At 68.9% G+C, this 25268-nt stretch carries 22 protein-coding genes; 21 read left to right on the top strand and 1 reads right to left on the bottom strand.

Annotation, left to right across the window (positions count from 1 at the left end; genetic code table 11):
• Positions 1-4: 4 nt before the first annotated feature.
• From IAI53_RS17185 to IAI53_RS17130, 12 genes are all read left to right on the top strand, one after another.
• Positions 5-892 carry an ExeA family protein gene (locus IAI53_RS17185; RefSeq protein ID WP_187719356.1) on the top strand — a complete coding sequence of 296 codons (888 nt, stop codon included), beginning with the start codon at positions 5-7 and terminating at the stop codon, positions 890-892.
• Complete coding sequence (locus IAI53_RS17180; protein WP_187719355.1) at positions 889-2271, top strand: SH3 domain-containing protein; 1383 nt, start codon at positions 889-891, stop codon at positions 2269-2271. Before IAI53_RS17185 ends, IAI53_RS17180 begins: the two co-directional genes overlap by 4 nt.
• A gap of 1 nt (position 2272) precedes the next feature.
• Complete coding sequence (locus tag IAI53_RS17175; protein WP_187719354.1) at positions 2273-4039, top strand: GspE/PulE family protein; 1767 nt, start codon at positions 2273-2275, stop codon at positions 4037-4039.
• Positions 4040-4077: 38 nt separating this feature from the next.
• The gene (locus IAI53_RS17170; RefSeq protein ID WP_187719353.1) at positions 4078-5301 is read left to right on the top strand and encodes a type II secretion system F family protein; all 1224 of its coding nucleotides are present in this window, start codon (positions 4078-4080) and stop codon (positions 5299-5301) included.
• 101 nt (positions 5302-5402) lie between these two features.
• A complete protein-coding gene (locus IAI53_RS18710) occupies positions 5403-5891 on the top strand; it encodes a prepilin-type N-terminal cleavage/methylation domain-containing protein (RefSeq protein WP_187719352.1) in 489 nt (162 codons plus the stop codon).
• 32 nt (positions 5892-5923) lie between these two features.
• On the top strand, positions 5924-6316 hold the full coding sequence (locus tag IAI53_RS17160; protein WP_187719351.1) for a prepilin-type N-terminal cleavage/methylation domain-containing protein: 393 nt from the start codon (positions 5924-5926) through the stop codon (positions 6314-6316).
• Entirely contained in the window at positions 6234-6887 is a 654-nt protein-coding gene (locus tag IAI53_RS17155; RefSeq protein WP_349771941.1) for a type II secretion system protein, read from the top strand. Before IAI53_RS17160 ends, IAI53_RS17155 begins: the two co-directional genes overlap by 83 nt.
• Positions 6877-7317 (top strand): type IV pilus modification PilV family protein, encoded by a 441-nt coding sequence (locus IAI53_RS17150; protein ID WP_187719349.1) that lies wholly within the window; start codon positions 6877-6879, stop codon positions 7315-7317. Before IAI53_RS17155 ends, IAI53_RS17150 begins: the two co-directional genes overlap by 11 nt.
• A gap of 13 nt (positions 7318-7330) precedes the next feature.
• The gene (locus IAI53_RS17145; protein ID WP_187719348.1) at positions 7331-8155 is read left to right on the top strand and encodes a prepilin-type N-terminal cleavage/methylation domain-containing protein; all 825 of its coding nucleotides are present in this window, start codon (positions 7331-7333) and stop codon (positions 8153-8155) included.
• Positions 8152-8532, top strand: coding sequence for a hypothetical protein (locus IAI53_RS17140; protein WP_187719347.1), 381 nt, complete (start codon positions 8152-8154; stop codon positions 8530-8532). Before IAI53_RS17145 ends, IAI53_RS17140 begins: the two co-directional genes overlap by 4 nt.
• Positions 8529-12914, top strand: a complete 4386-nt coding sequence (locus tag IAI53_RS17135) for a DUF6701 domain-containing protein (RefSeq protein ID WP_187719346.1) — start codon at positions 8529-8531, stop codon at positions 12912-12914. The genes IAI53_RS17140 and IAI53_RS17135 overlap by 4 nt, the downstream gene beginning before the upstream one ends.
• Before the next feature lie 93 nt (positions 12915-13007).
• Positions 13008-13787 (top strand): ParA family protein, encoded by a 780-nt coding sequence (locus IAI53_RS17130; RefSeq protein ID WP_187719345.1) that lies wholly within the window; start codon positions 13008-13010, stop codon positions 13785-13787.
• A gap of 84 nt (positions 13788-13871) precedes the next feature.
• On the opposite strand, the gene IAI53_RS17125 is transcribed toward IAI53_RS17130, so the two are convergent.
• The gene (locus tag IAI53_RS17125; protein WP_187719344.1) at positions 13872-16097 is read right to left on the bottom strand and encodes a UvrD-helicase domain-containing protein; all 2226 of its coding nucleotides are present in this window, start codon (positions 16095-16097) and stop codon (positions 13872-13874) included.
• 305 nt (positions 16098-16402) lie between these two features.
• Here IAI53_RS17125 and IAI53_RS17120 point away from each other — a divergent pair, with 305 nt between their 5' ends.
• The 9 genes from IAI53_RS17120 (at position 16403) to IAI53_RS17080 (ending at position 25218) form a co-directional block, all read left to right on the top strand.
• Positions 16403-16729, top strand: a complete 327-nt coding sequence (locus IAI53_RS17120) for a hypothetical protein (protein ID WP_187719343.1) — start codon at positions 16403-16405, stop codon at positions 16727-16729.
• Between the two features lie 211 nt (positions 16730-16940).
• Positions 16941-19562 (top strand): leucine--tRNA ligase, encoded by a 2622-nt coding sequence (leuS, locus tag IAI53_RS17115; RefSeq protein ID WP_187719342.1) that lies wholly within the window; start codon positions 16941-16943, stop codon positions 19560-19562.
• 10 nt (positions 19563-19572) lie between these two features.
• Positions 19573-20079, top strand: coding sequence for an LPS-assembly lipoprotein LptE (locus IAI53_RS17110; protein WP_187719341.1), 507 nt, complete (start codon positions 19573-19575; stop codon positions 20077-20079).
• A complete protein-coding gene (holA, locus tag IAI53_RS17105) occupies positions 20076-21083 on the top strand; it encodes a DNA polymerase III subunit delta (protein WP_187719340.1) in 1008 nt (335 codons plus the stop codon). Before IAI53_RS17110 ends, holA begins: the two co-directional genes overlap by 4 nt.
• Positions 21084-21174: 91 nt before the next feature.
• Entirely contained in the window at positions 21175-22452 is a 1278-nt protein-coding gene (locus IAI53_RS17100; protein ID WP_187719339.1) for a glutamate-5-semialdehyde dehydrogenase, read from the top strand.
• Between the two features lie 132 nt (positions 22453-22584).
• Complete coding sequence (locus IAI53_RS17095; protein ID WP_187719338.1) at positions 22585-23166, top strand: chalcone isomerase family protein; 582 nt, start codon at positions 22585-22587, stop codon at positions 23164-23166.
• A 19-nt stretch (positions 23167-23185) separates the two neighbouring features.
• On the top strand, positions 23186-24124 hold the full coding sequence (gene xerD / locus IAI53_RS17090) for a site-specific tyrosine recombinase XerD (RefSeq protein ID WP_187719337.1): 939 nt from the start codon (positions 23186-23188) through the stop codon (positions 24122-24124).
• Positions 24125-24223: 99 nt separating this feature from the next.
• Positions 24224-24712 carry a Cys-tRNA(Pro) deacylase gene (gene ybaK / locus IAI53_RS17085; RefSeq protein WP_187719336.1) on the top strand — a complete coding sequence of 163 codons (489 nt, stop codon included), beginning with the start codon at positions 24224-24226 and terminating at the stop codon, positions 24710-24712.
• A 137-nt stretch (positions 24713-24849) separates the two neighbouring features.
• Positions 24850-25218, top strand: coding sequence for an H-NS histone family protein (locus IAI53_RS17080; RefSeq protein WP_187719335.1), 369 nt, complete (start codon positions 24850-24852; stop codon positions 25216-25218).
• Positions 25219-25268 lie beyond the last annotated feature (50 nt).

Here is a 25268-nt window from a genome sequence, read left to right as displayed (position 1 = left end):
CCCCATGTACGAGCAACACTTCGGCCTGCGCGAAGCGCCCTTCCGGCTCACTCCCGACACCGGCTACTTCTACGCCTGGCGGGCACACCAGGAAGCGCTCAACGTGTTGCGCGTGGCGCTCGGCGCGGGCGAGGGCTTCATCAAGATCACCGGCGAAGTGGGCACCGGCAAGACCCTGTTGTGCCGCAAGCTGCTGGCCGCGGGTGGCGACCGCCTGGTCACCGCCTGGCTGCCCAACGCCCAGCTCGAGCCCGACGCGCTGCGCGAGGCGCTCGCCGCCGAGCTCGGCATCTCGGCGCCGCGCGAACTCGGCCAGTACGGCCAGCTCAAGATCATTCACGACCGCCTGATCGGCATCGCCGCGCGCGGCGGCCGGGTGGTGGTGTGCCTGGACGAAGCCCAGGCCATGCCCGACCACACGCTCGAGGCCCTGCGCCTGCTGAGCAACCTGGAAACCGAGAAACACAAGCTGATGACCGTGATCCTGTTCGGCCAGCCGGAGCTCGACCAGCGCCTGGCCGGCGACGGCCTGCGCCAGCTGCGCAGCCGCATCGGCTTCTCCTACCGCCTGCAGCCCCTCGACCTGGATGGCGTGCGTAACTACGTCGCCCACCGCCTGCACGTGGCCGGCAGCCCCCGCGCCGCCACCCTGTTCCGCCCCGCCGCACTGCGTGCGCTGCATCGCGGCAGCCGCGGCATCGCCCGGCTGGTGAACGTCCTCGCGCACAAGGCCCTGCTCGCCGCCTACGGTGAAGGCGCCGCCACGGTCGATACCCGCCATGTGCGCCGCGCGGTGGCCGACACCGAGGACGCCACGCCCCTGCCCCGCTTCGGCTTCTTCCACCTCGGCGGCGCGCTCGCGGCCGTCATCCTCGCAGTGGGGCTGGCATGAGCCTGATCAACGACATGCTGCGCGACATCGACCGCCGCAGCATCGGCCACGAGCTCAAGCCGACGGCACTCGACGACACCGTCACCGTGCCGCCGCTACGCGCCCGCCGCTGGCCGCCCAGCTGGGTGCTGCTGCTCTCGGTGACGGCGGTGCTGGCCACGCTCGCCGCTTTCCTGCTGTACGGCCAGGCGGGACAGCCGGCGCGGCCGGTGCCGGAACCGGCGCAGATGGCCCAGCCCGCCGCCCGCGCCCCCGCAACGCCGGCACCCCCTGCAGCCGCGGCGGAGAGGGCGGCCACCGGCCAGGCTGCCCAGGACACACCGGCTGTCGAACCGCCGGCACCGCCAGCGCGGGTTGAGAACCTCGCTGCAGCCGCAAGCACCTTGCCGCCCGCCAGCGCCCAGCCCGCAGCCGAACCGGCCGCGCCGCAGGAAGCCCCGCCACCCGCAGCCGAGGCCCCGGCGCCTGCCCCGCAGAGCGTGGAGGTGCTGCCCGGCAAGCGCGTCAACCTGCGCAGCGGCCCCGGCACCGAACATCCCGTGCTGCATGTGCTGAGCGCACGCAGCACGCTGCAGCTGCTCGGCGAGTCGCGCGGCTACCTGCAGGTGCGCACCGTCGACGGCACCACGGGCTGGATCAGCGCGGAGTTCACCACCGCCGGCGCGCCCGCCGGTAGCTCCCCTGCGGCCGAAGCCACGCCGGCCGCAGCGACCGTCGCGACAGCCATCGCACCGGCCGAGCCCCCCGCCGAACCACAGGCCGCGCCCGCCCCCGCCGCCCGGCCGCAGATCAGCGCGCCGGCGGCGGAAAGCGCCGGCGATCATCTCAGCCAGGCCCTGCGGGCGCTGGACCGCGGGCAGACGGATCTGGCCGAGCGCGGCCTGCGACGCGCGCTCGAGCTCGACCCCGGCCACGCCCAGTCGGTCAATGTGCTTGCGGCACTGCTGCTGCGGCAGGAGCGGCGTGCCGAACTCGAAGCCCTGCTGCGCAAGCTCGTTGCCGGCGCCGCGGGCGAGCCGGCCCCGGCCGTCCTGCTGGCCCGCCTGCACGCCCAGGGCGGAGACACCGCCGGCGCCCTGCAGCTGATCGAAGCCCTGCCCGCCGAGCGCCTGTCCGCCGAGCAGCTGGCCGTGCTGGCCACCCTGCAGCAGCGCGCCGGCCGCCATGCCGACGCCGTCGCCAACTACCGGCGCGCGCTGGCCGGCGGCCAGCAGCGCGGTACCACCTGGGCCGGTCTGGCGGTATCGCTGGAAGCCCTCGCACAACCCGCCGAAGCCCGCGCCGCCTGGGAAGCCGCGCTGGCCGCAGGCCCGCTCGATGCGCCGCTCGCGCAGCATGCCCGCAAGCGGCTCGCCGCCCTCGGCGGCCACGGAGAATGAGATGAACGACGCCCCCGCCGCCGGCCGCAAACGCATCCGCCTGGGCGACCTGCTGGTCGAGAACGGCATGATCAGCCAGCAGCAGCTGGAAACCGCCCTGGCCGAACAGAAGAAAACCGGCCAGCGCCTCGGCCGCAGCCTGGTCGACCTCGGCTACATCGACGACCAGGCCCTGCTCGACTTCCTCTCCCGCCAGCTGCAGATGCCCTACGTGGATCTGCGCCAGTTCCAGTTCCGCCCGGAGCTGGTGCGTCGCCTGCCGGAGACCCTGTCGCGGCGCTTCCGCGCCATCGTGCTCGACGACAAGGGCGGCGGCTTCCTGGTCGGCCAGGCCGACCCCACCGACATCTTCGCGCAGGACGAGATCGCCCGTATCCTGCAGCGCCCGATCCAGGTCGCGGTGGTACGCGAGTCCGACCTGCTGGCCGCCTTCGACACCGTGTTCCGCCGCACCGACGAGATCAGCTCGATCGCCGAGCAGCTCGGCGAAGAGCTGGCCGACACCGACATCGACCTCGCCCGCCTCGCGCAGGGCGCCGACGTCGCCGACGCGCCGGTGGTGCGCCTGCTGCAGACCCTGTTCGAGGACGCGGTGCAGGTCGGCGCCTCGGACATCCACATCGAACCGGACGAGACCGTGCTGCGCATCCGCCAGCGCATCGACGGCGTGCTGCAGGAGCAGGTCATGAAGGAGCGCCGCATCGCCGGCGCCCTGGTCTCGCGCCTCAAGCTGATGGCCGGCCTCAACATCTCCGAGCGCCGCCTGCCGCAGGACGGCCGCTTCAACATCCGCGTGCGCGAGCGCAGCATCGACGTGCGCCTGTCCACCATGCCCACCATCCACGGCGAATCGGTGGTGATGCGCCTGCTCGACCAGTCGCAGGGCATCCTCGGCCTGGAGCGCATCGGCATGCCGGCGGACATGGTGCGGCGCTTTCGCCGCGCCATCCACAAGCCGCACGGCATGGTGCTGGTCACCGGTCCCACCGGCAGCGGCAAGACCTCCACGCTGTACTCGGCGCTGTCCGAACTCAACGAACCGGGCAAGAAGATCATCACCATCGAAGACCCGGTGGAGTACCGCCTGCCGCGCATCAACCAGGTGCAGGTCAACTTCAAGATCAACCTGACCTTTGCCGGCGTACTGCGCACCGCGCTGCGCCAGGACCCGGACGTGATCCTGATCGGCGAGATGCGCGACCAGGAAACCGCCGAGATCGGCCTGCGCGCCGCCATGACCGGCCACCTGGTGCTGTCCACCCTGCACACCAACGACGCGGTCAGCACCGCCAACCGCCTGATCGACATGGGCGCCCCCGGCTACCTGGTGGCCACTTCGCTCGACGCCGTGCTCGCCCAGCGCCTGGTGCGCCGCATCTGCCCCAACTGCGCCGAACCGCACGCGCCGGATGCCCACGAACGCGCCTGGCTGCGCAGCATGCCCGAGCTCGACCTGCCGGAAGGCAGCAACGGCTTCCGCCGCGGCGCCGGCTGCATGCAGTGCAACAACACCGGCTACAAGGGTCGCATGGGCGTGTTCGAACTGCTGGAAATCGACGACAACCTGGCCGACGCGCTGCGCCGCTCCGACGCCAGCGCCTTCCACCGCGAAGCACTCGCCAAGCCCGGCTTCCGCACCCTGGCGCAGAACGCGCTGGAGCTCGCCGCCCGCGGCCTGACCACGCTGGAAGAAGTGGTGCGCATCGGCGGCGAGATCGATCCCGACGACATCGAGCCGCTCCCCGCCGCCGCCGAAGCCACCGAGTGATCCCGCATGCCGCGACCTGACCCCACGCCCCGTCCGCGATGAACACCTACCGCTACCGCGTCCGCGATGCCGACGGCCAGTTGCGCGAGGGCCGGCTGCAAGCCGACTCCGAGCAGGCCGCCGCCGCCCAGTTGCTGGACAGCGGCGCGAGCCCGCTGGAGATCGCCGAGGAACGCAGTGGCGGCGGCGAACGCAAGTCGCTGGCCGCGCTGTTCGAGCCCAAGATCCGGCTCGACGACCTGATCCTCTTCAGCCGCCAGATGTACAGCATCACCAAGGCCGGCGTGCCCATCATCCAGGGCCTCGCCCGCCTGGCCGAATCCACCCCCAACCCGCGCTTCGCCGAGGTGCTGCGCGAGATCTCGCGCGACCTCGAGGGCGGGCGCGAGATCTCCGCCGCCTTCGCCCGCCACGCCGACATCTTCGGCACCCTGTACGTCAGCATCCTGCGGGTGGGCGAGATGACCGGCCAGATCGAGACCGCCTTCCACAGCATGTACGACTACCTGCAGCGCGACAAGGTGGTGATCGACCGCGTGAAGGCCGCGATGCGCTACCCGATGTTCGTGATCATCGCCATCGGCGTGGCCATCGGCGTGCTCACCGTGCTGGTCATTCCCACCTTCGCCGACGTGTTCGCCAGCGTGAACATGCAGCTGCCGCTGGCCACCCGCATCATCCTCGCGGTCTCCCAGTTCGCGCGCGACTACTGGCCGCTGGTGCTCGCCGCCATCGCCGCCGCGGTGGTCGCCTTCCGCCGCTGGACCGCCACCGAAACCGGGCGGCTGACCTGGGATCGCACCCTGCTGCGCATCCCCAAGCTCGGCGACGTGCTGCTGCGCGCCACGCTGGCGCGCTTCACCCGCGCCATGGGTGTGGCGATGACCGCCGGCGTGCCCATCACCCAGGCGCTGGCCGGCGTGGCCCGCGCCAGCGGCAACATGTACGTGGCCGAAAAGATCCTCTCCATGCGCAACGGTGTGGAGCGCGGCGACACCCTGCTGCGCACCGCAGCCTCCGCACGGGTGTTCACCCCGGTGGTGCTGCAGATGATCGCCGTGGGCGAGGAAACCGGCCAGCTCGATACCATGATGCTGGAGGTGGCCGACTTCTACGACCGCGAAGTCGAGTACGACATCGCCAACCTCAGCAGCATCATCGAGCCGGTACTCACCGTGGTGGTCGGCATCATGGTGCTGGTGCTCGCGCTCGGCATCTTCCTGCCGATGTGGGACCTCACCCAGCTCGCGAGCCGCCGATGAAACGGCAAACAGGTCACGACCGTGACATATTTCACGCCCGACCAGCCCGACCGGCTGGGCTATACTCGGCCAATATCAATACTGCAAAAGGGGTATTCAGCATGCCGCACCAGGCCCGCCAATCCGGCTTCACGCTCATCGAACTGGTCATCGTCATCGTCATCCTCGGCATCCTCGCCGCCGTGGCGATCCCCAAGTTCATCTCGCTGCAGCGCGAGGCGCGCATCGCGGTGGTGGATTCCTACTATTCCACCGTGCGCTCGGGCGCCAACCTGGTGTTCGCCAAGATGGCCGCCGCCGGCCTGCACACCGACAACGCCGCCTGCGTGAACCTCGCCTCCGGTGCCACCAACGCCGCCCAGAACAACGCTGTCTGCGACGTTGGCGGGGAAGGCGTCAATACCGTGTACGGTTACCCCGCCGCTGCCGAGAACAGCCTGCGTCCGCTGTTCGACGACCTGCCCAGCCGCTGGACCTTTGCCGGCGGCACCGCCCAGCTCGACGGCATCGCCACCTGCAGCGTCGCCTACGCCGCCCCGGCCGGCGCCGGCGGACGCCCGACCATCACCCGCGACACCAGCGGCTGCTGAACCCTTCCACCATCCATACCGGAGCATCCAGCATGAAACAGCAACAAGGCTTCACCCTGATCGAACTCGTGGTCGTCATCGTCATTCTCGGCATTCTGGCTGCAGTGGCGGTGCCGAAGTTCGTAGATCTGTCCGACGAGGCGGAGGCTGCCGCCCTACAAGGTGTAGTGGGAGCAATGAACTCCGCCATGAGCATCAACTACGCGGGTTGCGCCGTTAAGGGCCACACCCCTGAAGCGAACAAGTGCGTGGCAGTGGATAACTGCGACGATGTCGGCAGTGTCATGCAGGGAGGGGTGCCGTCTGGTTATACGCTTACGGCGGGCGCTATCGGCGCCAACAATGGCGATACTGCGAACTGCACGGTTACTCAGACCAGCACCACGAATACCGCAACGTTCCAGGGTATTCGCGCAGGTACTTGACCAGACGATGCGTAGCCCGGATGAATGGCGTCGCAATCCGGGCTCGGCCTCTGGACTACCAGAGCCGTGCCCCGGATTCCGCTGCGCTTCATCCGGACCAGGACTGCATCCGCCGCGGGGAGACATCCGCCTCTCCCGCGGCTTCACCCTCATCGAACTCGTCATCGTCATCCTGCTGCTTGGCATCCTCGCCGTGGTGGCGGTCCCGCGCCTGAACACCGGCGACTTCGACGAGTACGGCTACGCCGAGGAAGCCGCCGCGGCGCTGCGCTACGCGCGCCAAGTCGCGGTAGCGCGCAATGCCGCGGTGACCGCGGTGTTCGGCGGCGGCGCCTACCGCATCTGCACTGCCGCAGCCTGCCCGGCGAGCGGCGGCACCTACCTGCTCAATCCCGGCAGCGGCCGTCCCTGGGACGGTTCCGGCAGGGGGCGGGGGCAGGCGCCGGCGGGTGTCACCGTGGGCAGCGCCACGCTGTCCTTCGACGGCCTCGGCCGCCCGGGCGCCGGCGCGCTCATCGCCATCGGTTCGCGCACCATCACCGTGGAAGCGGAGACCGGCCATGTGCGCTGAACGCTCCCCTTCCCGCGGCTTCACGCTGATCGAACTCATCGTCGTCATCGTCGTATTGTCGGCCGGGCTGGTCGGCATCCTCGCCGCCTTCAACAACACCGTGTCCAGGAGCGCCGACCCGATGCTGCAGCAGCAGGCCATCGCGCTCGCCGAAGGCTACCTGGAAGAGATCATGGGCATGCGCTGTCCGGGCGCGAGCCCCGGCGGCACGGTGCGCGGCGAATGGGCTTTCGTCGCCGACTACGACGGCGTGGACGACCAGCCGCCCGTCGACGTGTCGGGGAACCCGCTCGCCGGCCTCGGCGGCTACCGCGTACAGGTGACGGTGGCCAGCGACTCCCTCGCCGGCGTGCCGGGCTGTCGCATCACCGTGGTCGCCAGCGGCGAAGGCGCGCGCAGTGAACTTGCCGGCTTCCGTGCCGAGGACTGACGGAGCCGCCGCTGTGACCCGCCACCACCCCGCACCGACCGCCACCCAGCGCGGCTTCACGCTGGTCGAGCTGGTGGTGGTGATCATCATCCTCGGTATCCTCGGCGGGCTCACCGCCGGCATCCTGCTGCAACCCTTCCGCGCCTTCGAAGACCAGGCGCGCCGCGCCGGACTGGTGGCCGAGGCCGACCTGGCGCTCACCCGCATGGTGCGCGAGCTGCGCATGGCGCTGCCCAACAGCGTGCGCATCGCCGGCGGGGGCAGCTACCTGGAATTCATCCCCACCAGCGATGGCGGCCGCTACCGCGCGCTGCCCGACCCGGCCGACCCCGCCTCCGATCCGCTGGATTTCGCCACCGCCGACAGCAGCTTCGACGTACTCGGCGGGCTCGCCGCAGGCGCGGCGGCCGGCGACCAGTTGGTGATCTACAACGCCACCGCCACAGGGCCGGCCGCCAACGCCTACATCGGCGACAACCGCGCGACCATCGCCGCTTTCGCCGGCGGAACGATGACGCTGAGCGCCGCCACGCTGTTCGCCTTTCCCTCGCTCGACGCCCAGCGCTTCGACGTGGTGCCGGCCAGCGGCCCGGTGAGCTATTTCTGCGCCGGCGGCCAGCTGCGCCGCCACACCGGCTACGGCTACGGCGCCGCGCAATCCACCGCCTTCGGCACCGCCCACGGCGCCCTGCTGGCCGAAGGCGCAACGCTGTGCCAGTTCAGCTACCAGCCCGGCGACCATGTGCGCAACGGCCTGGTCACCCTGCGCCTGGGCCTCACCGCCGACGGCGAAACCGTCAACCTGCTATACCAGGCCCAGGTGGTGAACGCCCCATGAGACGGCAGCGCGGTTTCTCCATCATCGCGGTAGTCTTCATCCTGGTCGTGCTGGCCGGCCTGGGTGCGGTGATCGTGCAACTGGGCGCCACCCAGCACCTGGGCACGCTGATGGCACAGGAGGGCCGCCAGGCCTGGTACGCCGCGCGGGCCGGACTGGAGTGGGGTCGGCACCGGGCGACGAACGGCCAGCCCTGTACCGGCACGCTCAGCTTCGCCGGTTTCGACGTCAACGTGACCTGCAGCAGCAGCCTGGTGACCGAGGGCGACGACCAACTGAACGTGTTCCGCATCGCCAGCGTGGCCACCGCAGCGAGCGCCTCGCCTGCCGGCGCGGCCACCCGGGAAGCGACCATGACCCTGTGGATCACACCATGACCGAGCGCTCCTTGAACCTGCCCGCATCCAGCCGGCGCCTCGGGCGCAGCGCCATTCGGGCACTGCTGCTGGCCTTGTGCGTCGCACTTCCGGCGCATGCCGCCAACTACGTCCTGAACGGCAACCCCGGCAACCCCGGCAACTACCCCACCTGCAACGGCGGCAGCTGGTCCGCCTCGGGCAGCACCCGGACCTGCAGCGGCAGCATCACCCTCGGCGCCGGGGACAGCATCTCGCCGAATTCGGATCTCACCCTGATCGTCCATGGCGGCATCACGCTTCAGGGCAGCAATACCCTGGGCAGCGCAGGCGACAGGCTCGATGTGCAGACCCAGTGGGGGGCGATCCAGGTCGACGGCAGCGACAACACCTTGTATGGCGACCTGCGCTCCACAGGCTGGGGCGCGATCAACCTGAACGGCACGACCCTGGACGGCACGGTCACCACCAACGGCCCGTCCAGCCTGGTCAACTCCTCGGTGAGCGGTGCGGTGAGCGCCAGCAACGGCGTCAGCACGACCAACGCCACCGTCGGCGGCAACATCACCGCGAACACCGGCAGCATCACCCTCAACGGCGGGACGGTAAGCGGCAACGTACACTCGAACTGCTGCACGGTCAGCGCCACCGGCACCGACATCACCGGCAACATCAGCAGCAACAGCAACTCGATCTCGATCTCGGGCGGGACGATCCAGGGCGACATCACCGCCAGCAGCAACACGATCACGCTCACGACCAGCACCTCGGTGGTCGGCAACGTCACCGCCGGTGGCTGGGCCGGCAGCCTGACGATCGACAACAGCAGTGGGGTCGTCGGCATCTGCATCCCTGACCATCCCCGCTGCAACGCGTCGGCCCTGCCCGCCCCGGTCGCCGCCTATGCCATGGACGAACCGGCATGGAGCGGCGCGGTAGGCGAGGTGGCCGACAGCAGCGGCAACGCCCGCCACGGCAGCGCGATCAACGGCGCCGGGACCACCGAGCCGGGCGCGATCTGCCGCGCGGGGCACTTCGACGGCAGCAGCCACGTCCAGGTGAGCAATCTCTCTTCCGTGCTGTCCGGCACCGCCAGCCTGAGCTTCTGGATCCGGACCACGCAAACCGGCAACAACACCAACTGGGCCGCCCCCGGCGTCGCAGGGGTAGAGCAAAGCGGCGGCACCAACGACATCTTCTGGGGCTGGCTGGACGCCTCCGGGCGGATCGGCATCTCGAAAGGCAACGACAACAACGCCAGGTCGACAGTGGCGATCAACAATGGCCAGTGGCGCCACGTCGTGCTCACCCGCAGCGCCTCGTCGGGCGCCTACACCATCTACATCGACGGCAGCCTGGATCGCAGCGGCACCACCGGTTCCGGGCAGGTCAACACGCCGTTTTCGAGCATAGGGCGGATCGAGAACACCAACGCCAGCGAGTCCGCCGCCCATCTGGTTGGCGATCTCGACGAAGTGCTGGTCTTCGACCGCGTCCTCGATGCGGGCCAGGTCGCCGACATCCACGCCAAGCAGGCCGCCGGCAAGAACCTCGACGGCTCGGAGCGCGAGTGTCCGCAGGCCCTCCAATGCGTCTCCGACGGTTTCGGCCGCAGCGAGCTCGGCGACGACTGGTCGGTCACCAACCGCAGCGGCAGCTTTGGCAACCCGCGCATCGTCAATGGCCGTCTGCGCCTGACCAACACCAGCGGCAATGTCGCCACCGCGGCGACCTTCCAGCGGCTCTTCCCCTCCGGGAGCAATCGGGTGACCCTCGAGTTCGACTACTACGCCTACGGCGGCAGCGGGGCCGACGGCATTGCGGTGGTGCTCTCCGATGCCTCGACCACGCCATCGCCCGGCGCCTACGGCGGCTCGCTGGGCTATGCCAACGGCCACGGCATCGACGGCTTCTCCGGCGGCTGGCTGGGCATGGGACTGGACAGCTACGGCAACTACTCGAACCCCACCGAAGGGCGCAGCGGCGGCCCCGGGCGCCGCACCAACTCCATCGCTCTGCGCGGTTCAGGCAGCGGTCCGAACGGATACGCCTATCTTTCCGGCACGACCACCCTCTCGCCCACCGTTCGCAACAACGTCGGCCACCGCTACCGCGTCACGGTGGACAGCCAGGTCGCGGGACAGTCCTGGGTGACCATCGAACGCGACAGTGGCAGCGGCTTCCAGACCCTGATCGGCCCGGTCGACGTGCTGAGCAGCGCCGGCCAGGCCGCGGTGCCGGAGAACCTGCTGCTCACCCTGACCGGTTCGACCGGCGGCAGCAACGACAATCACGAGATCGACAACCTCGAGGTCTGCGCGCTGCGCATGGAACCGCTGGAACCGCAGGTTCACCATTTCCGCATCCTGCACGACGGCGCGGGGCTGACCTGCGCGCCGGAAACGGTGACCATCCAGGCCTGCGCGAACAACGACTGCAGCACGCCCTACACCGGCAGCGTGGACCTCAGCCTGCAGCCGGCGAACAGCGGCGGGCAGTACTGGCTGGGCGGCAGCAACGCCAAGTCCTTCAGCGGCGGCAGCGCCGACTTCCAGCTACGCCGCAACAGCACCGGCACGGCCACGCTCGGCATCGCCTCCGCCACCCCCGCGGCGGCCAACGTCACCCGCTGCTTCCGCAACGGCGTGGAGGGCAACTGCAGCCTTAGCTTCGCCGCCAGCGGGCTGGTGTTCGACGTGCCGACGCTGATCGCCGGCAAGCCGGCCGACGTGGTGATCAGCGCCCGCCGGACCGACCCCGCCAACCCGGACAGCTGCGCGCCGGGGATGACCGGCACCCGCACCGTGGGCTTCCGCAGCACCTACGACGACCCTGGCAGCGGCAGCGCGCGGGTGCATGTGGACGGCAACGCGGTGAGCAACGGATCGGGCTGGACCAACCTGCCGCTCGAATTCGATGGCAACGCCGATGCGACCATTAGCGTACGCTACGACGACGCCGGCCTGATGAGCCTGTACGCCCGCTACCAGGGAACGGCGGCCAATGAGGACGCGGGCCTGACGCTGAACGGCAGCGACGGCTTCGTGGTCAAGCCGGCCGGCCTGTGCGTGGAAAGCCCGGCCCCCGCGGCGGCTTGCGCGGCGGCCGACCACACTTGCAGCGCCTTCGTCGCAGCCGGCACCGACTTCGACCTGGAGGTCCGCGCCGTGGCCTGGCAGTCGGACGCCGACGCCGACCTGTGCACCGGCAATCCGACCACGCCCAACTACCGCCAGAGCGGCCTCGCCCTCGACGCCACGCTCATCGCCCCGGCCGCAGGCAGCCCTGGCAGCGTCGGGACCGCCACGATGGCCTTGGGTGCCGCGGACGCGGGCGAACGTACGTTGGCGCAGTCGATCTCCGAGGTCGGCGTGTTCCGCTTCACCGCCACACCGCCCGCCGGGGCCTATTTCGGCGAAACCGTGGCGGGCGGCGAATCGGCGCCACTCGGCCGCTTCATCCCGGCGCGACTGGCCGTCGCCGGGAACACCCCGCTGTTCGACCACGCCTGCGCGGCCGGCGGCTTCAGCTACCTGGGCCAGCCCTTCGGTTTCCTGGTCGATCCGCAGGTCACCGTCACCGGCCTGAACGCAGCCGGCGGCGTGACCAGCAACTACGGCGGCCCCTTCTGGCGGCTGGCTTCCAGCCTTGCCGGCCGCAGCCACGAGAACGCGGCCGCCGGCACGGCCGCCACCCTGGGCGTGGACGCGGCAGGCACGGTGGGCTGGGCCGGCACCGGCGACTATGACGGCGCCGGACAGGCCACCCTCACCGGCGTACAGCTCAACTACGGCAAGCCGCTCGGCCCCGAGGCGCCCTTCGACGCCCGCGTCCATCTGGACCTCGCCGCCGCCGACCTGACCGACGGCGACGGCGCCTGCCACGACCCCGACGCCGACGGAAGCTGCGAAGGCTTCAGGCTGGCGGACATCGGCGGCACCCAGTTGCGCTGGGGCCGGCTGGCGGTCGAACGCCGCCACCAGCACCTTGAAACCGAGGGCGTGACGCTGCCGCTGCGCGCCGAGCAGTTCGACGGCAGCCGTTTCGTGCTCAATGCGGACGACAGCTGCACGGCGTTCGGGGCGGTTTCGCTGCTGCGCCTGGACAACAACCTGCAGGCCGGCCAGACCGACGGCGACATCGCCATCGGCGGCGGCAGCACCACCCTGAGCGGGACAGGCACGTTCGGCGCCGGCCTGCTCCAGCTCGGCCTGTCCGCGCCGGGCGCCGGCAATGCCGGCTTTGCGGACCTCAGCGCGCTGCTCGGCGCCGCCGGCCTGCCCTGGCTGCGCTACGACTGGAACGGCGACGGCGCGCACGACGACGACCCGCGCGGACGCGCCTCCTGGGGTCTGTATCGCGGCAACCCGGCGGTGATCCGCACCCGCGAAATCTGGCGCTGAACAAGGCCGCCGCGCATGCTGCAACGCGCAAAACGCCCGCACAGACCCCGTCCTTTATGGGCATAATCACGCCAGCCATACGGGAGGAAGACGATGCGACGCGTGGTATTCAATCAGAAGGGCGGCGTGGGCAAGTCCACCATCACCTGCAACCTGGCGGCCATCGGCGCGCACAAGGGTCTGCGCACGCTGGTGGTTGACCTCGACCCGCAGGGCAACTCGACCCAGTACCTGTTGGGCAGCGACGGCACCGAGCTCGACACCACGCTGGCGGATTTCTTCGACCAGACGCTGAACTTCAAGCTCAACCCCAAGGGCACCGAGGAGTTCATCGTCGCCTCGCCCTTCGAAGGCCTGCACGTGATGCCCTCGCATCCGCAGCTCGAGGAACTACAGGGCAAGCTGGAGTCGCGCTACAAGATCTACAAGCTGCGCGACGCACTCGACGAGCTGGCCGAAGACTACGACTGCGTGTGGATCGACACCCCGCCGGCGCTCAACTTCTACACCCGATCGGCGCTGATCGCCGCCAATGCCTGCCTGATTCCCTTCGACTGCGACGACTTCTCGCGCCGCGCACTGTATTCGCTGCTGGAGAACGTGGAGGAGATCAAGGCCGACCACAACCGCGAGCTGAACGTGGAAGGCATCGTGGTGAACCAGTTCCAGCCGCGCGCCAGCCTGCCGCGCAAGGTGGTCGATGAGTTGGTGGCCGAGGGCCTGCCGGTGCTCGACCCCTACCTGTCGGCCTCGGTGAAGATCAAGGAATCGCACGAGCAGGCGCGGCCGATGATCCACCTCGACCCGCGCCACAAGCTGTCGCAGGAATTCCTCGACCTGCACGACAAGCTGGCGCGCAAGTACGGCGCCTGACCCGTGTAGGAGCGGCCTTGGCCGCGATGCGGGCAGGGCGATAACGGACACCGCATCGCGGCCAAGGCCGCTCCTACAGCCTCGTCAGTTGCAGGGTTCCAGCTTGGCCACGCCGAGCAACAGCCACTTGATGCCGGCATCTCCGAAGTTGATCTGTACCCGCGCATCCGCGCCGCTGCCTTCGGCGGCGATGATGACGCCCTTGCCGAAGCGCGCGTGACTGACCAACTGGCCCACCTGCAGGCCGCCGGTATTCTTGCGCGGCGGCACCGGCGCGGGGGGCGCGGCAGGACGCGACGAGAAAGCGCCGCGCGGCGGCTCGTAGTAGCCGCCGAAGCCGGTCGCTGCGCTGCCGCGCGGTTTGGGCGGGGTGATCCAGCGGGTGAGCGGCTCGGGGATCTCCTCCAGGAAGCGCGAGCGCAGGTTGTAGCGCGTCTGCCCATGCAGCATGCGGCTCTGCGCGAAGGAGAGATACAGGCGCTGGCGCGCGCGGGTCACCGCCACGTACATCAACCGGCGCTCCTCCTCCAGCCCCTCGGCCTCGAGGATGGCGTTCTCGTGCGGGAAGAGGCCCTCTTCCAGACCGGAGAGGAAAACCGCGTCGAACTCCAGGCCCTTGGCCGCATGCACGGTCATCAGCTGCACCGCGTCCATGCCCTGGTCGGCCTGATGCTCGCCCGCCTCCAGCGAGGCGTGCGCGAGGAAGTCCGCCAGCAGCGCATGATCGGCGCCCAGCGCCCCGGCGTCGGCCTGCGATTCGGCGACGAAGTTGGCCGCAGCGGCGATCAACTCGTCCAGGTTCTCCAGGCGCTCGCGGCCCTCCTTCTCGGCCTTGTAGTGCGCGCGCAGGCCGGAGCTGTCGAGCACGTGGTCGACCAGCTCCGGCAAAGGCAGGCGGGCGGTGTCGCGGCGCAGGTCCTCGATGAGCCGCACGAACTGCGCGAGCACCGTGCCCGGCTTGCCGGCCAGGTGCGGCACCGTGGCATAGAGGCTGGTGTTGTACGTGCGGGCGGCCTCCTGCAGCGCCTCCAGCGAGCGCGCGCCGATGCCGCGGGTGGGGAAGTTCACCACCCGCGCGAAGGCAGTGTCGTCGTCGGCGTTGGCGATCAGGCGCAGGTAGGCGAGCGCGTGCTTGATCTCCTGGCGCTCGAAGAAGCGCAAGCCCCCATACACCCGGTAGGGGATGCCGGCGGAGAACAGCGCATGCTCCAGCACCCGCGACTGGGCGTTGGAGCGGTACAGCAGGGCGATGTCCGAGCGCAATGCGCCCTCGCGCACCAGTTGCTGCACTTCCTCGACGATCCAGCGCGCCTCGTCGCTGTCGCCGAAGGCCTCGAACACCCGGATCGGCTCGCCAGCGCCCTGCTCGGTCCACAGGTTCTTGCCCAGGCGCCCGCTGTTGTGGCGGATGATCGCGTTGGCCGCGTCCAGGATGTTGCCATGCGAGCGGTAGTTCTGCTCCAGGCGGATCACGTTGGCAACCTGGAATTCGCGCTCGAAGTCGCGCATGTTGCCCACTTCCGCGCCGCGGAAGCGGTAGATGGACTGGTCGTCGTCGCCCACGCAGAACAGGCACGCGCCCGGCGTGCCGCTGGCCGCATCGCCCGCTGCGAGCAGCTTCAGCCAGCGGTACTGCAGGCGGTTGGTGTCCTGGAACTCATCGACCAGGATGTGGCGGAAGCGGCGCTGGTAGTGGCGGCGCACCGGCTCGTTGCGCTCCAGCAACTCGTAGGTGCGCAGCAGCAACTCCGCAAAATCCACAACTGACTCGCGCTGGCACTGTGTCTCATACTCGCGGTAAAGCTCCACCCGGCGCCGGGTGTAGTCGTCCCAGGCCTCGACCGCGTCGGGCCGCAGGCCGGCTTCCTTCTGGGCGTTGATGAAGTGCTGCAGCTCGCGGGGCGGGAACTTCTCGTCGTCGACGTTGAACGTCTTCAGCAGGCGCTTGATGGCGGCGAGCTGGTCGGCCGAGTCGAGGATCTGGAACAGCTGCGGCAGGCCGGCGTCGCGGTGATGGGCGCGCAGCAGGCGGTTGCACAGGCCGTGAAAGGTGCCGATCCACATGCCGCGGGTGCTGATCGGCAGCATCGCCGACAAGCGGGCGAGCATCTCCTTGGCGGCCTTGTTGGTGAAGGTCACCGCGAGGATGCCGGCCGGGTCGCACTGCCCCGAGCTGATCAGCCAGGCGATGCGGGTGGTCAGCACGCGGGTCTTGCCCGAGCCGGCGCCGGCGAGGATCAGCGCGTGCTGCGGCGGCAGGGTGACGGCTTGGTGTTGTTCGGTGTTGAGATTGGCGAGCAGGTCGGACATCGAGGGCTTCCTTGTGTGCCGCAATTCTAACCGCCAGCTCCGCCGCAGCGCCGCCAAGGCTGCGGACGGAGGAATTGTTGCATTGCAACAACAAACCGCTTGCAGCAATCCGCCGACTGCACTATTTTGCAGTTGTGCGTAGCAGCATTTTTTGAGTTCGGAAGCACTTGTAATCGTCGTAATCGACCATAAATCAGTAACCTGAAAGAGCGCTGCAGCGCACACATGAGCAGTTCGCGCCGGTCTCGGCCCACAAGGCCCGGCAGGTGCAGGAGGCCGCCATCCGGCCCAAGGAGAATCTCGACATGAAGACACCGAAACTACTTCCCTGGTACGCACGCAAGGCAGGCGTATCCGACGAGCGCGCCGAAGTGCTGTGGCGCCGGGCCGTGCGCGAAGCCACCGCCGAGACCGGCTGGGTGGGCAACCCCGAGTACTGGGGCGCGGCAATGACCCACTTCCAGCATCTCCTCGCCGAAGAGCAGGCCACCTTCTGCGCGCCGCGCGTCACCCCGCTGGTACGCAGCCAGAACCGCATGTGGCGCCTGCCCTTGATCGCCATGGAAGACGTGTTCTCCGCCATCGCAGCCAACTGGCAGCGCAATCTGGACATCTTCCGCAAGGCGGCCTGACCGCCCTGCGACGCCGGGCAGACTGCCCGGCCCACCGTCTCCCTCCTCTCCTTCAACAGGAGTTCGGCATCCGGCGCAAGCCGGGTGCCGCTTTTTTTTGCACATCACGGCTGCCGGCCGCCAGGCCGCAGGCGGCCCGCCGCGGCTACGTGGCACCCCGCCTTCGCGCTATACTTGCGCGTTATTTTCGCGCCGAACCTCAGAGCCCCTCATGCAGGACAAATACCAGCCCGCCGCGGTCGAAGCCGCCGCCCAGCAGCACTGGGACAGCACCCAGGCCTTCCAGGTCACCGAGGACGCCAGCCGCCCCAAGTACTACTGCCTGTCGATGTTCCCCTACCCGTCGGGCAAGCTGCACATGGGCCACGTGCGCAACTACACCATCGGCGACGTGCTGGCCCGCTATCACCGCATGAAGGGCTACAACGTGCTGCAGCCCATGGGTTGGGACGCCTTCGGCATGCCGGCGGAAAACGCCGCGATCCAGAACAACGTGCCGCCGGCGCAATGGACCTACGCCAACATCGACTACATGAAGGGGCAGCTCAAGCGCCTGGGCTTCGCCATCGACTGGTCGCGCGAGCTGGCCACCTGCACCCCGGAGTACTACCGCTGGGAGCAGTGGCTGTTCACCCGCCTGTATGAGAAGGGCCTGATCTACAAGAAGCTCGGCACGGTGAACTGGGACCCGGTGGACGAGACCGTGCTCGCCAACGAGCAGGTCATCGACGGGCGCGGCTGGCGCTCCGGCGCGCTGGTGGAAAAGCGCGAGATCCCCATGTACTACATGAAGATCACCGCCTACGCCGACGAGTTGCTCGAAGCGCTGGACAGCCTCCCGGGCTGGCCAGAGCAGGTCAAGCTGATGCAGAAGAACTGGATCGGCCGCTCCGAGGGCGTGGAGGTGCACTTCCCCTACGATCTGTCCACCATTGGCGAGTCCGGCGTGCTCAAGGTGTTCACCACCCGCGCCGACACGCTGATGGGCGCCACCTACGTGGCGGTGGCCGCTGAACACCCGCTGGCCACCAAGGCCGCGGCGAACAATCCGGAACTGGCCGCCTTCATCGAAGAATGCAAGCACGGCGGCGTGGCCGAGGCCGACCTCGCCACCATGGAAAAGAAGGGCATGCCCACCGGCCTGCGCGTGGTGCATCCGCTCACCGGCGAGTACATGGCAGTGTGGGTCGCCAACTACGTGCTGATGGGCTACGGCGAGGGCGCGGTGATGGCAGTGCCGGCGCACGACGAGCGCGACTTTGCCTTCGCCACCAAGTACAAGCTGCCGATCAAGATGGTCGTGCGTTCCACGCATGACGCCTACGAGAACACCGTGGCGCCGTGGAGCGACGCCTACGCCGAACACGGCAAGCTGGTGAACTCGGGCAAGTACGACGGCCTGCACTTCCAGGACGCGGTCGACGCGATCGCCGCCGACCTCGCCGCCAAGAACCTCGGTGCCAAGCGCACCCAGTACCGCCTGCGCGACTGGGGCATCTCGCGCCAGCGCTACTGGGGCTGCCCGATCCCGATGATCCACTGCGAGTCCTGCGGCGACGTGCCTGTGCCGGACGACCAGCTGCCGGTGGTGCTGCCGGAGAACGTCGAGATCACCGGCCGCGGCTCCCCGCTCGCCAAGATGGCCTCGTTCTACGAATGCACTTGCCCCAAGTGCGGCAAGCCGGCGCGGCGCGAGACCGACACCATGGACACCTTCGTGGAGTCGTCCTGGTACTTCCTGCGCTATGCCTGCGCCGACAACGCCAGCGCGATGGTCGACAACCGGGTCAATTACTGGGCGCCGGTCGACCAGTACATCGGCGGCATCGAGCACGCCATCCTGCACCTGCTGTACTCGCGCTTCTTCACTCGCGCGATGCGCGACGAAGGCCTGGTGGATGTCTCCGAACCCTTCACCAACCTGCTCACCCAGGGCATGGTGGTGGCCGAGACCTATTACCGCGACGCCGAAGGCGGCAAGAAGCTGTGGATCAACCCGGCCGACGTCCAGATCGAACGTGACGACAAGGGCCGTATTGTCGCGGCCAAGCTCGCGGCCGACGGCCAGCCGGTGGTCATCGGCGGCACCGAGAAGATGTCCAAGTCGAAGAACAACGGCGTGGACCCGCAGGCCCTGGTGGACCAGTACGGCGCCGACACCGCGCGCCTGTTCATCATCTTCGCCTCACCGCCCGACCAGCAACTGGAATGGTCCGACTCCGGCGTCGAAGGCGCCTCGCGCTTCCTGCGCCGGGTGTGGAACTTCGGCCACGCCTTCGCCGGCGAGATGCGCGCCGCGCTGCCCGCGACCCGCGCGCTGCCCGCCGGCAAGCTGCCGGCTCAGCTTGCCGACGTGCGCCGCGAGATCCACACCCATCTCAAGCAGGCCAACTACGACTTCGGCAAGCACCAGTTCAACACCGTGGTCTCGGCGGCGATGAAGATCCTCAACGCGCTGGAGAAGGCTCCGCGTGAAGACGCACCCGCCCACGCCGAAATGGCCGAGGAAGGCCTCGCCATCCTGCTGCGCCTGCTGTCGCCGATCACCCCGCACATCTGCCACGCGCTGTGGCAGGACTGCGGCTTCGGTGCCGACATCCTCGCCGCACCCTGGCCGGAGCCGCTGGAAGCCGCCCTGCAGCAGGACGAGATCGAACTGGTCGTGCAGGTCAACGGCAAGCTGCGCGGCAGCATCAAGGTGGCCGCCGACGCGCCCAAGGGCGACATCGAGGCGGCCGCGCTGGCCTGCGAGGCCGCGCAGAAGTTCATGGAAGGCAAGCCGCCGAAGAAGGTCGTCGTAGTACCCGGCCGCCTGGTCAATATCGTGGTCTGAGGCCGAAGCGATGACACAACTTTCCCGCCGCCACCTGCTCACTGCCGCTGGCGCCCTGGCCGCCAGCCACTTGCTCGCCGGCTGCGGCTTCCGCCTGCGCGGCCCGCAGCCGCTGGCGTTCGCCACCATCTACCTGGGCACCAGCGAGAACACCGGCCTGGGCGCCCAGCTCGCCCGCCAGGTCCGCACCTCCGGCTCCACCGAGGTGGTCGGCGATCCGGCCCAGGCCGACGTGCGCCTGCAGATCCTGCGCGACACCTTCGCACGCGAGATTCTCAGCCTCACCGGCGCAGGCAAGGTGCGCGAATACCAGCTCACCCGCGAGTTTGCCTTCCAGCTGGTCGACCGTGACGGTGCGGTGCTGATCCCGCCCACCCTGCTCACCGCCCAGCGCGACTACACCTTCCAGGACGAGCGCATCCTCGCCAAGGAGCAGGAGGAGGGCCTGCTGCTCGCCGACATGCAAAACGAGATCGTGCGCCAGCTGATGCGCCGGCTGGCCGCCGTGCGCAAGTGAACCTCCGTCCGGACCAGCTCGCCGGCCAGCTTTCCCGCCCGCTTGCGCCGCTGTGGCTGCTGCACGGCAACGAGCCGCTGCTGGTCCTCGAAGCCGCCGACGCCATCCGCAGCGCCGCCCGCCAGCAGGGCTTCGACGAGCGCGAAACCCTGGTGGTCGGCCAGGGCTTCCGCTGGGAGGCGCTGGCCCTGGCCGCGGGCAATCTGTCGCTGTTCGGCGGCAACAAGCTGATCGACCTGCGCATTCCCACCGGCAAGCCCGGGCGTGACGGCGGCGACGCCCTGCAGCGCTATGCACGCGCCCTGCCCGAAGGCACGCTGACGCTGATCACCCTTCCTGAACTCGACTGGCAGACGCGCAAGACCGCCTGGTTCACCGCACTTGCCGGCGCCGGCAACACGCTGGAGTTCAACGCCCCGGAGCGCGAGCGCCTGCCCGACTGGATTGCCGGGCGGCTCGCCGCCCAGGGGCAGTCGGCCGAGCGCGATGCGCTGGTGTTCATCGCCGAGCATGTCGAAGGCAACCTGCTCGCCGCCCACCAGGAGATCCGCAAGCTCGGCCTGCTGCACGGCGAGGCGCGGCTGACACTGGACCAGGTGCAGGACGCGGTGCTGAACGTCGCCCGCTACGACATCGACAAGCTGCGCCAGGCCGCGCTGGAAGGCGACCCGGCGCGCTGCGTGCGCCTGATCGAAGGCCTCGCCGGCGAAGGCGCCGCACCGCCGCTGGTGCTGTGGGCGCTGGCCAACGAGATCCGTACGCTGGCCAGCCTCAAGGCCGGGCACGACGCCGGCCAGCCCCTGCCTGCGCTGTTCAAGGCCGAACGGGTGTTCGACGAGCGTCGCAAGCAGGCGCTCGGGCGCGCCCTGCCGAGGCTGTCCACCGGCACGCTGCGCGCCGCGCTGATGCATGCCGCGCGCATCGACCGCATGATCAAGGGCCTGGTCTCCGGCGACCTCTGGGACGAATTCCTCCAGCTCACCCTGCGCCTCGCCCGCCGCTGACACCCGTCCGGGCCGCGCCCACGCCGATGCCCACAAAGGCGGTGTTCGATGCTCTAATGCGTGTTTGATCCTTGCCACACGCATTCCGAAGATGGACGTCCAGCACTACATGCACACCCTCGGCCGCCAGGCCCGCGCCGCCTCGCGCCTGGTTGCCGCCGCCTCCACCGACGCCAAGAACGCCGCGCTCGCGGCAATGGCCGCCGAGATCCGCGCCCGCCGCGCCGAGTTGCTCGCCGCCAACGCGCGCGACCTCGAGGAGGCCCGCGCCGCCGGCCTGGAGCCCGCACTGATCGACCGCCTCACGCTCTCCGAAAAGGGCGTCGAGGCCATGGCCGCCGGCCTTGAGCAGGTCGCCGCGCTGCCCGACCCGGTGGGCGAGATCACCGACGTCAAGCGCCGCCCCTCGGGCATCCAGGTGGGCAAGATGCGCGTGCCGCTGGGGGTGATCGGCATCATCTACGAAGCGCGCCCCAACGTCACCGCGGACGCCGCGGCGCTGTGCCTGAAGTCCGGCAACGCCGCCATCCTGCGCGGCGGCAAGGAGGCGCTGCACAGCAACCAGGCGATCGCCGCCTGCGTGCGCACCGGGCTCACCGCCGCTGGCTTGCCCGAGCACGCGGTGCAGGTGGTCGACACCACCGACCGCGCCGCGGTGGGCGAGCTGATCGCCATGCCCGAATTCGTCGACGTCATCGTGCCGCGCGGCGGCAAGGGGCTGATCGAGCGTATTTCCAAGGACGCCCGGGTGCCGGTGATCAAGCACCTGGACGGCAATTGCCACGTCTATATCGACGACGAGGCCGACCCCGCCAAGGTGGTGCCGATCGTCGAGAACGCCAAGACCCAGCGCTACGGCACCTGCAACACCGCCGAGTCGCTGCTGGTGGCGCGCACCGTGGCCGACCTCTACCTGCCCGCGATCGGCCGCATGCTGGCCGGCAAGGGCGTGGAGATGCGCTGCTGCGCCGAGTCGCTCGCCCTGCTGCGCGAGGCCGGCGTCGCCGCCGAGAACCTGTGCGAAGCCGCCGAGAGCGACTGGCGCGAGGAATATCTCGCGCCGATCATCGCGGTGAAGGTGGTCGACGGCCTGGACGAGGCGATCGCCCACATCAACACCTACAGTTCCGGGCACACCGAAGCCATCGTCAGCGAAAACTACACCAGCGCGATGCGCTTCCTGCGCGAGGTGGATTCCGCCTCGGTGATGGTGAACGCCTCGACCCGCTTCGCCGACGGCTTCGAGTACGGCCTGGGCGCCGAGATCGGCATCTCCACCGACAAGATCCACGCGCGCGGCCCGGTCGGCCTGGAAGGCCTGACCAGCCAGAAGTGGATCGTGTTCGGCAACGGCGAGGTGCGCCGCTGAAGCACAGCCACCGCTTTACCGCTTTCGCCGGCCTGCCGTGAGGGGCCGGATCACCCGACAGGGCCGCACGCGGTCCTGTCGTGCTTTGCAGCATGGCAACACCACAACCAAAAAAACTTGAGGAGACAGACCATGAAGCATCTCATCCGCACAGCACTGACGACCTTGGCCCTGTGCGCAACCACGGTCCATGCCGCCGTGGAGGTCGCCGGCGTGCGCTTCGACGAGCGGGTCACCGTGGCCGCGCAGCCGGCGGAGCTCAACGGCGCCGGCCTGCGCACCCGCTTCACCTTCAAGGTGTATGCGATGGGCCTCTATCTGCCGGCGCGCAGCCAGTCCGCCGAGGCCATCCACACCACCCCCGGCGAGAAGCGCATCCGCATCGTGCTGCTGCGCGACGTAGACGCCGACACCTTCGCTGACGCGCTGGTCGACGGCTTGAAGAAGAACCACACGGCCGAACAGTTCGCAGCGCTGCAAGCGTCGGTCGATCAACTGCGCACCGCCCTGCTGGAACTGGGTGAGGCGCGCGAAGGCACGGTGGTCGAACTCGACGCCCTGGCCAACGGCAGCACCCGCCTGAGCGTGGATGGACAGCAGCGCGGTGCCGACATCGCCGCGCCGGCGTTCTACCCGGCGCTGCTGCGCATCTGGCTGGGTGAGCGCCCGGTCGACGACGACCTCAAGCGCGCCCTGCTCGGCCAGGCCGACTGAGCGAACTCCCTCGCCCCCGATGCCGCGCCCGCCCCGCAACGCCCGTCCGGTCGAACAGGCCCTGCCTGCAGCGGCCCGCGCAGCGCTCGACGAATTCTGCGATGCGCTGTGGCTAGAACACGGACTGGCACGCAACACCTTGGCGGGCTACCGCAGCGACCTCGCCCAGTTCGCGGGCTGGATGGACCGCCGGGGCGGCACGCTGGACACCGCCTCGGCCGCCGACCTCGCGGCCTATCTGGCCGAGTTCAGCCGGCGTGCCAAACCGGCCAGCCAGCGCCGCCTGCTCTCCGCCTGGCGGCGCTATTACCGCCAGCAGGTGGCGCGCGGCCGCCTGTCCGCCGACCCCACCGCGCTGCTCGACTCCCCCCTGCCCGGCCAGCGTTTCCCCAAGACCCTGTCCGAGACGCAGGTCGAAGCCCTGCTCAACGCCCCCGACATCGGCACGCCCCAGGGGCTGCGCGACCGCTGCATGCTGGAGGTGCTCTACGCCACCGGCCTGCGCGTGTCCGAACTGGTCGGCCTGCAGGCCTTCTCGGTCGGTTTGGCCGAAGGCGTGCTCAAGGTGATGGGCAAGGGCAGCAAGGAGCGCCTGGTTCCGCTGGGCGAAGAGGCCGTCGACTGGATTGCGCGCTACCTGCGGGAGGCGCGCCCTGCCCTGCTCGCCGGGAGAACCAGCGACGACCTTTTCGTCAGCCGTTTCGGCAAGGGGATGAGCCGGCAGATGTTCTGGCGCCTGATCAAGCACTATGCGGCGAATGCCGGCATCGAGCCGGCACGCATCTCGCCACATACGCTCCGTCATGCGTTCGCCACCCATCTGCTCAATCATGGCGCCGACCTGCGCGTGGTGCAGATGCTGCTCGGCCATGCCGACATTTCCACCACCCAGGTCTACACGCACGTCGCCCGCGAACGCCTCAAGGCCCTGCATGCGGTTCACCACCCGCGCGGCTGAAGCGGACGAAAACCTGCATCGGCATTCGTGGTCGCATAATCACTGCCCTGCGACCGCCGTGCGGACGCCGTAAATTCGCTGCTTCGAGGTAGATCCATCATGAGCAAGAACAATCTGCATTCGCCCGAAACACCCGCGACCCGCTTCCTGCGCCAGCACGGCGTGGCCTATTCGAGCCATCCATACGAATACGAAGAGCACGGCGGCACCAAGGTTTCGGCCCGCGAACTGAATGTGCCCGAGCATTCGGTAGTAAAGACACTGATCATGGAGGACGAAAAGGCCGCGCCCCTGGTCGTCCTGATGCACGGCGATCTCACCGTTTCAACCAAGGAACTGGCGCGCCAGGCCGGGCGCAAGCACATCGAACCCTGCAAGCCGGAAGTGGCCAACCGCCACACCGGTTTTCTCATCGGAGGCACCTCGCCTTTCGGCACCAAGCGCCGGATGCCGGTATTCATGGAGAAAACCATACTCGATCTGCCTCTCGTCTATATAAATGGCGGGCGGAGGGGTTTTCTCGTCGGGGTTCACCCGCACGATATCCTCAAGATCCTGCAACCCCAGATCGTGAGCGTCGGGCAATAATTCTGTTTTCCTCGTGGATAACTTTGTTTCTCCGGGTTTTTGCTGGCAGAATAATCCGCATCACGCGAATGCATACTTCGGCATCCATTCCGTGTCGGCGTTAGCCAATACAACCCGATTCGAATAAAGGAGAAACCATGGATCTTTCGACGCTGTCGCTGACCGAATTGCGCCGCCTGCAAGGCAAAATTGACACCGAAATCCGTCGTCGCAGCGACACCGCCCGTCGCGATCTGCTGAAGAAGATGCAGAAGATGGCGGCAGAGGAAGGCCTCTCCCTGTCCGACGTGATTGCCGGCGCGACAAACGAAAAGAAACCCGCTGCCGCCAAGCCGCGGCGCGCAGCCAAAGGCAGCGCCAAGAAAACCGGCAAGGTGCCGCCGAAATATCGCCATCCCGAGGACGCTTCCCTGAACTGGAGCGGCCGGGGCCGCAAGCCGCTGTGGGTCGAAAGCTGGATTGCGGAAGGCAAGGCGCTCGACGCATTGCTGATCAAGGCGGCCTGACGCCGGCAACCGGGGGAACAAAACGGACGGGGCGGTGAATCATCACCGCC

It is taken from the genome of Thauera sedimentorum, from assembly GCF_014489115.1.
In the GTDB taxonomy this organism is placed as follows: Bacteria; Pseudomonadota; Gammaproteobacteria; order Burkholderiales; family Rhodocyclaceae; genus Pseudothauera; species Pseudothauera sedimentorum.
Note: the sequence above shows the minus strand (reverse complement) of the source record. Positions and strands in the feature narration are given on the sequence as shown.

Excerpts from the sequence above, each read along its gene's own strand:
- IAI53_RS17135 (WP_187719346.1), top strand. The coding sequence starts at position 8,529 with ATGACCGAGCGCTCCTTGAACCTGCCCGCATCCAGCCGGCGCCTCGGG.
- IAI53_RS17150 (WP_187719349.1), top strand. The coding sequence starts at position 6,877 with ATGTGCGCTGAACGCTCCCCTTCCCGCGGCTTCACGCTGATCGAACTC.
- IAI53_RS17100 (WP_187719339.1), top strand. The coding sequence starts at position 21,175 with ATGGACGTCCAGCACTACATGCACACCCTCGGCCGCCAGGCCCGCGCC.
- IAI53_RS17080 (WP_187719335.1), top strand. The coding sequence starts at position 24,850 with ATGGATCTTTCGACGCTGTCGCTGACCGAATTGCGCCGCCTGCAAGGC.
- leuS (WP_187719342.1), top strand. The coding sequence starts at position 16,941 with ATGCAGGACAAATACCAGCCCGCCGCGGTCGAAGCCGCCGCCCAGCAG.
- IAI53_RS17185 (WP_187719356.1), top strand. The coding sequence starts at position 5 with ATGTACGAGCAACACTTCGGCCTGCGCGAAGCGCCCTTCCGGCTCACT.
- IAI53_RS17130 (WP_187719345.1), top strand. The coding sequence starts at position 13,008 with ATGCGACGCGTGGTATTCAATCAGAAGGGCGGCGTGGGCAAGTCCACC.
- IAI53_RS17180 (WP_187719355.1), top strand. The coding sequence starts at position 889 with ATGAGCCTGATCAACGACATGCTGCGCGACATCGACCGCCGCAGCATC.
- IAI53_RS17120 (WP_187719343.1), top strand. The coding sequence starts at position 16,403 with ATGAAGACACCGAAACTACTTCCCTGGTACGCACGCAAGGCAGGCGTA.
- IAI53_RS17110 (WP_187719341.1), top strand. The coding sequence starts at position 19,573 with ATGACACAACTTTCCCGCCGCCACCTGCTCACTGCCGCTGGCGCCCTG.
- IAI53_RS17160 (WP_187719351.1), top strand. The coding sequence starts at position 5,924 with ATGAAACAGCAACAAGGCTTCACCCTGATCGAACTCGTGGTCGTCATC.
- IAI53_RS17140 (WP_187719347.1), top strand. The coding sequence starts at position 8,152 with ATGAGACGGCAGCGCGGTTTCTCCATCATCGCGGTAGTCTTCATCCTG.
- IAI53_RS17125 (WP_187719344.1), bottom strand. The coding sequence starts at position 16,097 with ATGTCCGACCTGCTCGCCAATCTCAACACCGAACAACACCAAGCCGTC.
- IAI53_RS17095 (WP_187719338.1), top strand. The coding sequence starts at position 22,585 with ATGAAGCATCTCATCCGCACAGCACTGACGACCTTGGCCCTGTGCGCA.
- IAI53_RS18710 (WP_187719352.1), top strand. The coding sequence starts at position 5,403 with ATGCCGCACCAGGCCCGCCAATCCGGCTTCACGCTCATCGAACTGGTC.
- xerD (WP_187719337.1), top strand. The coding sequence starts at position 23,186 with ATGCCGCGCCCGCCCCGCAACGCCCGTCCGGTCGAACAGGCCCTGCCT.
- IAI53_RS17175 (WP_187719354.1), top strand. The coding sequence starts at position 2,273 with ATGAACGACGCCCCCGCCGCCGGCCGCAAACGCATCCGCCTGGGCGAC.
- IAI53_RS17170 (WP_187719353.1), top strand. The coding sequence starts at position 4,078 with ATGAACACCTACCGCTACCGCGTCCGCGATGCCGACGGCCAGTTGCGC.
- IAI53_RS17155 (WP_349771941.1), top strand. The coding sequence starts at position 6,234 with ATGGCGATACTGCGAACTGCACGGTTACTCAGACCAGCACCACGAATA.
- ybaK (WP_187719336.1), top strand. The coding sequence starts at position 24,224 with ATGAGCAAGAACAATCTGCATTCGCCCGAAACACCCGCGACCCGCTTC.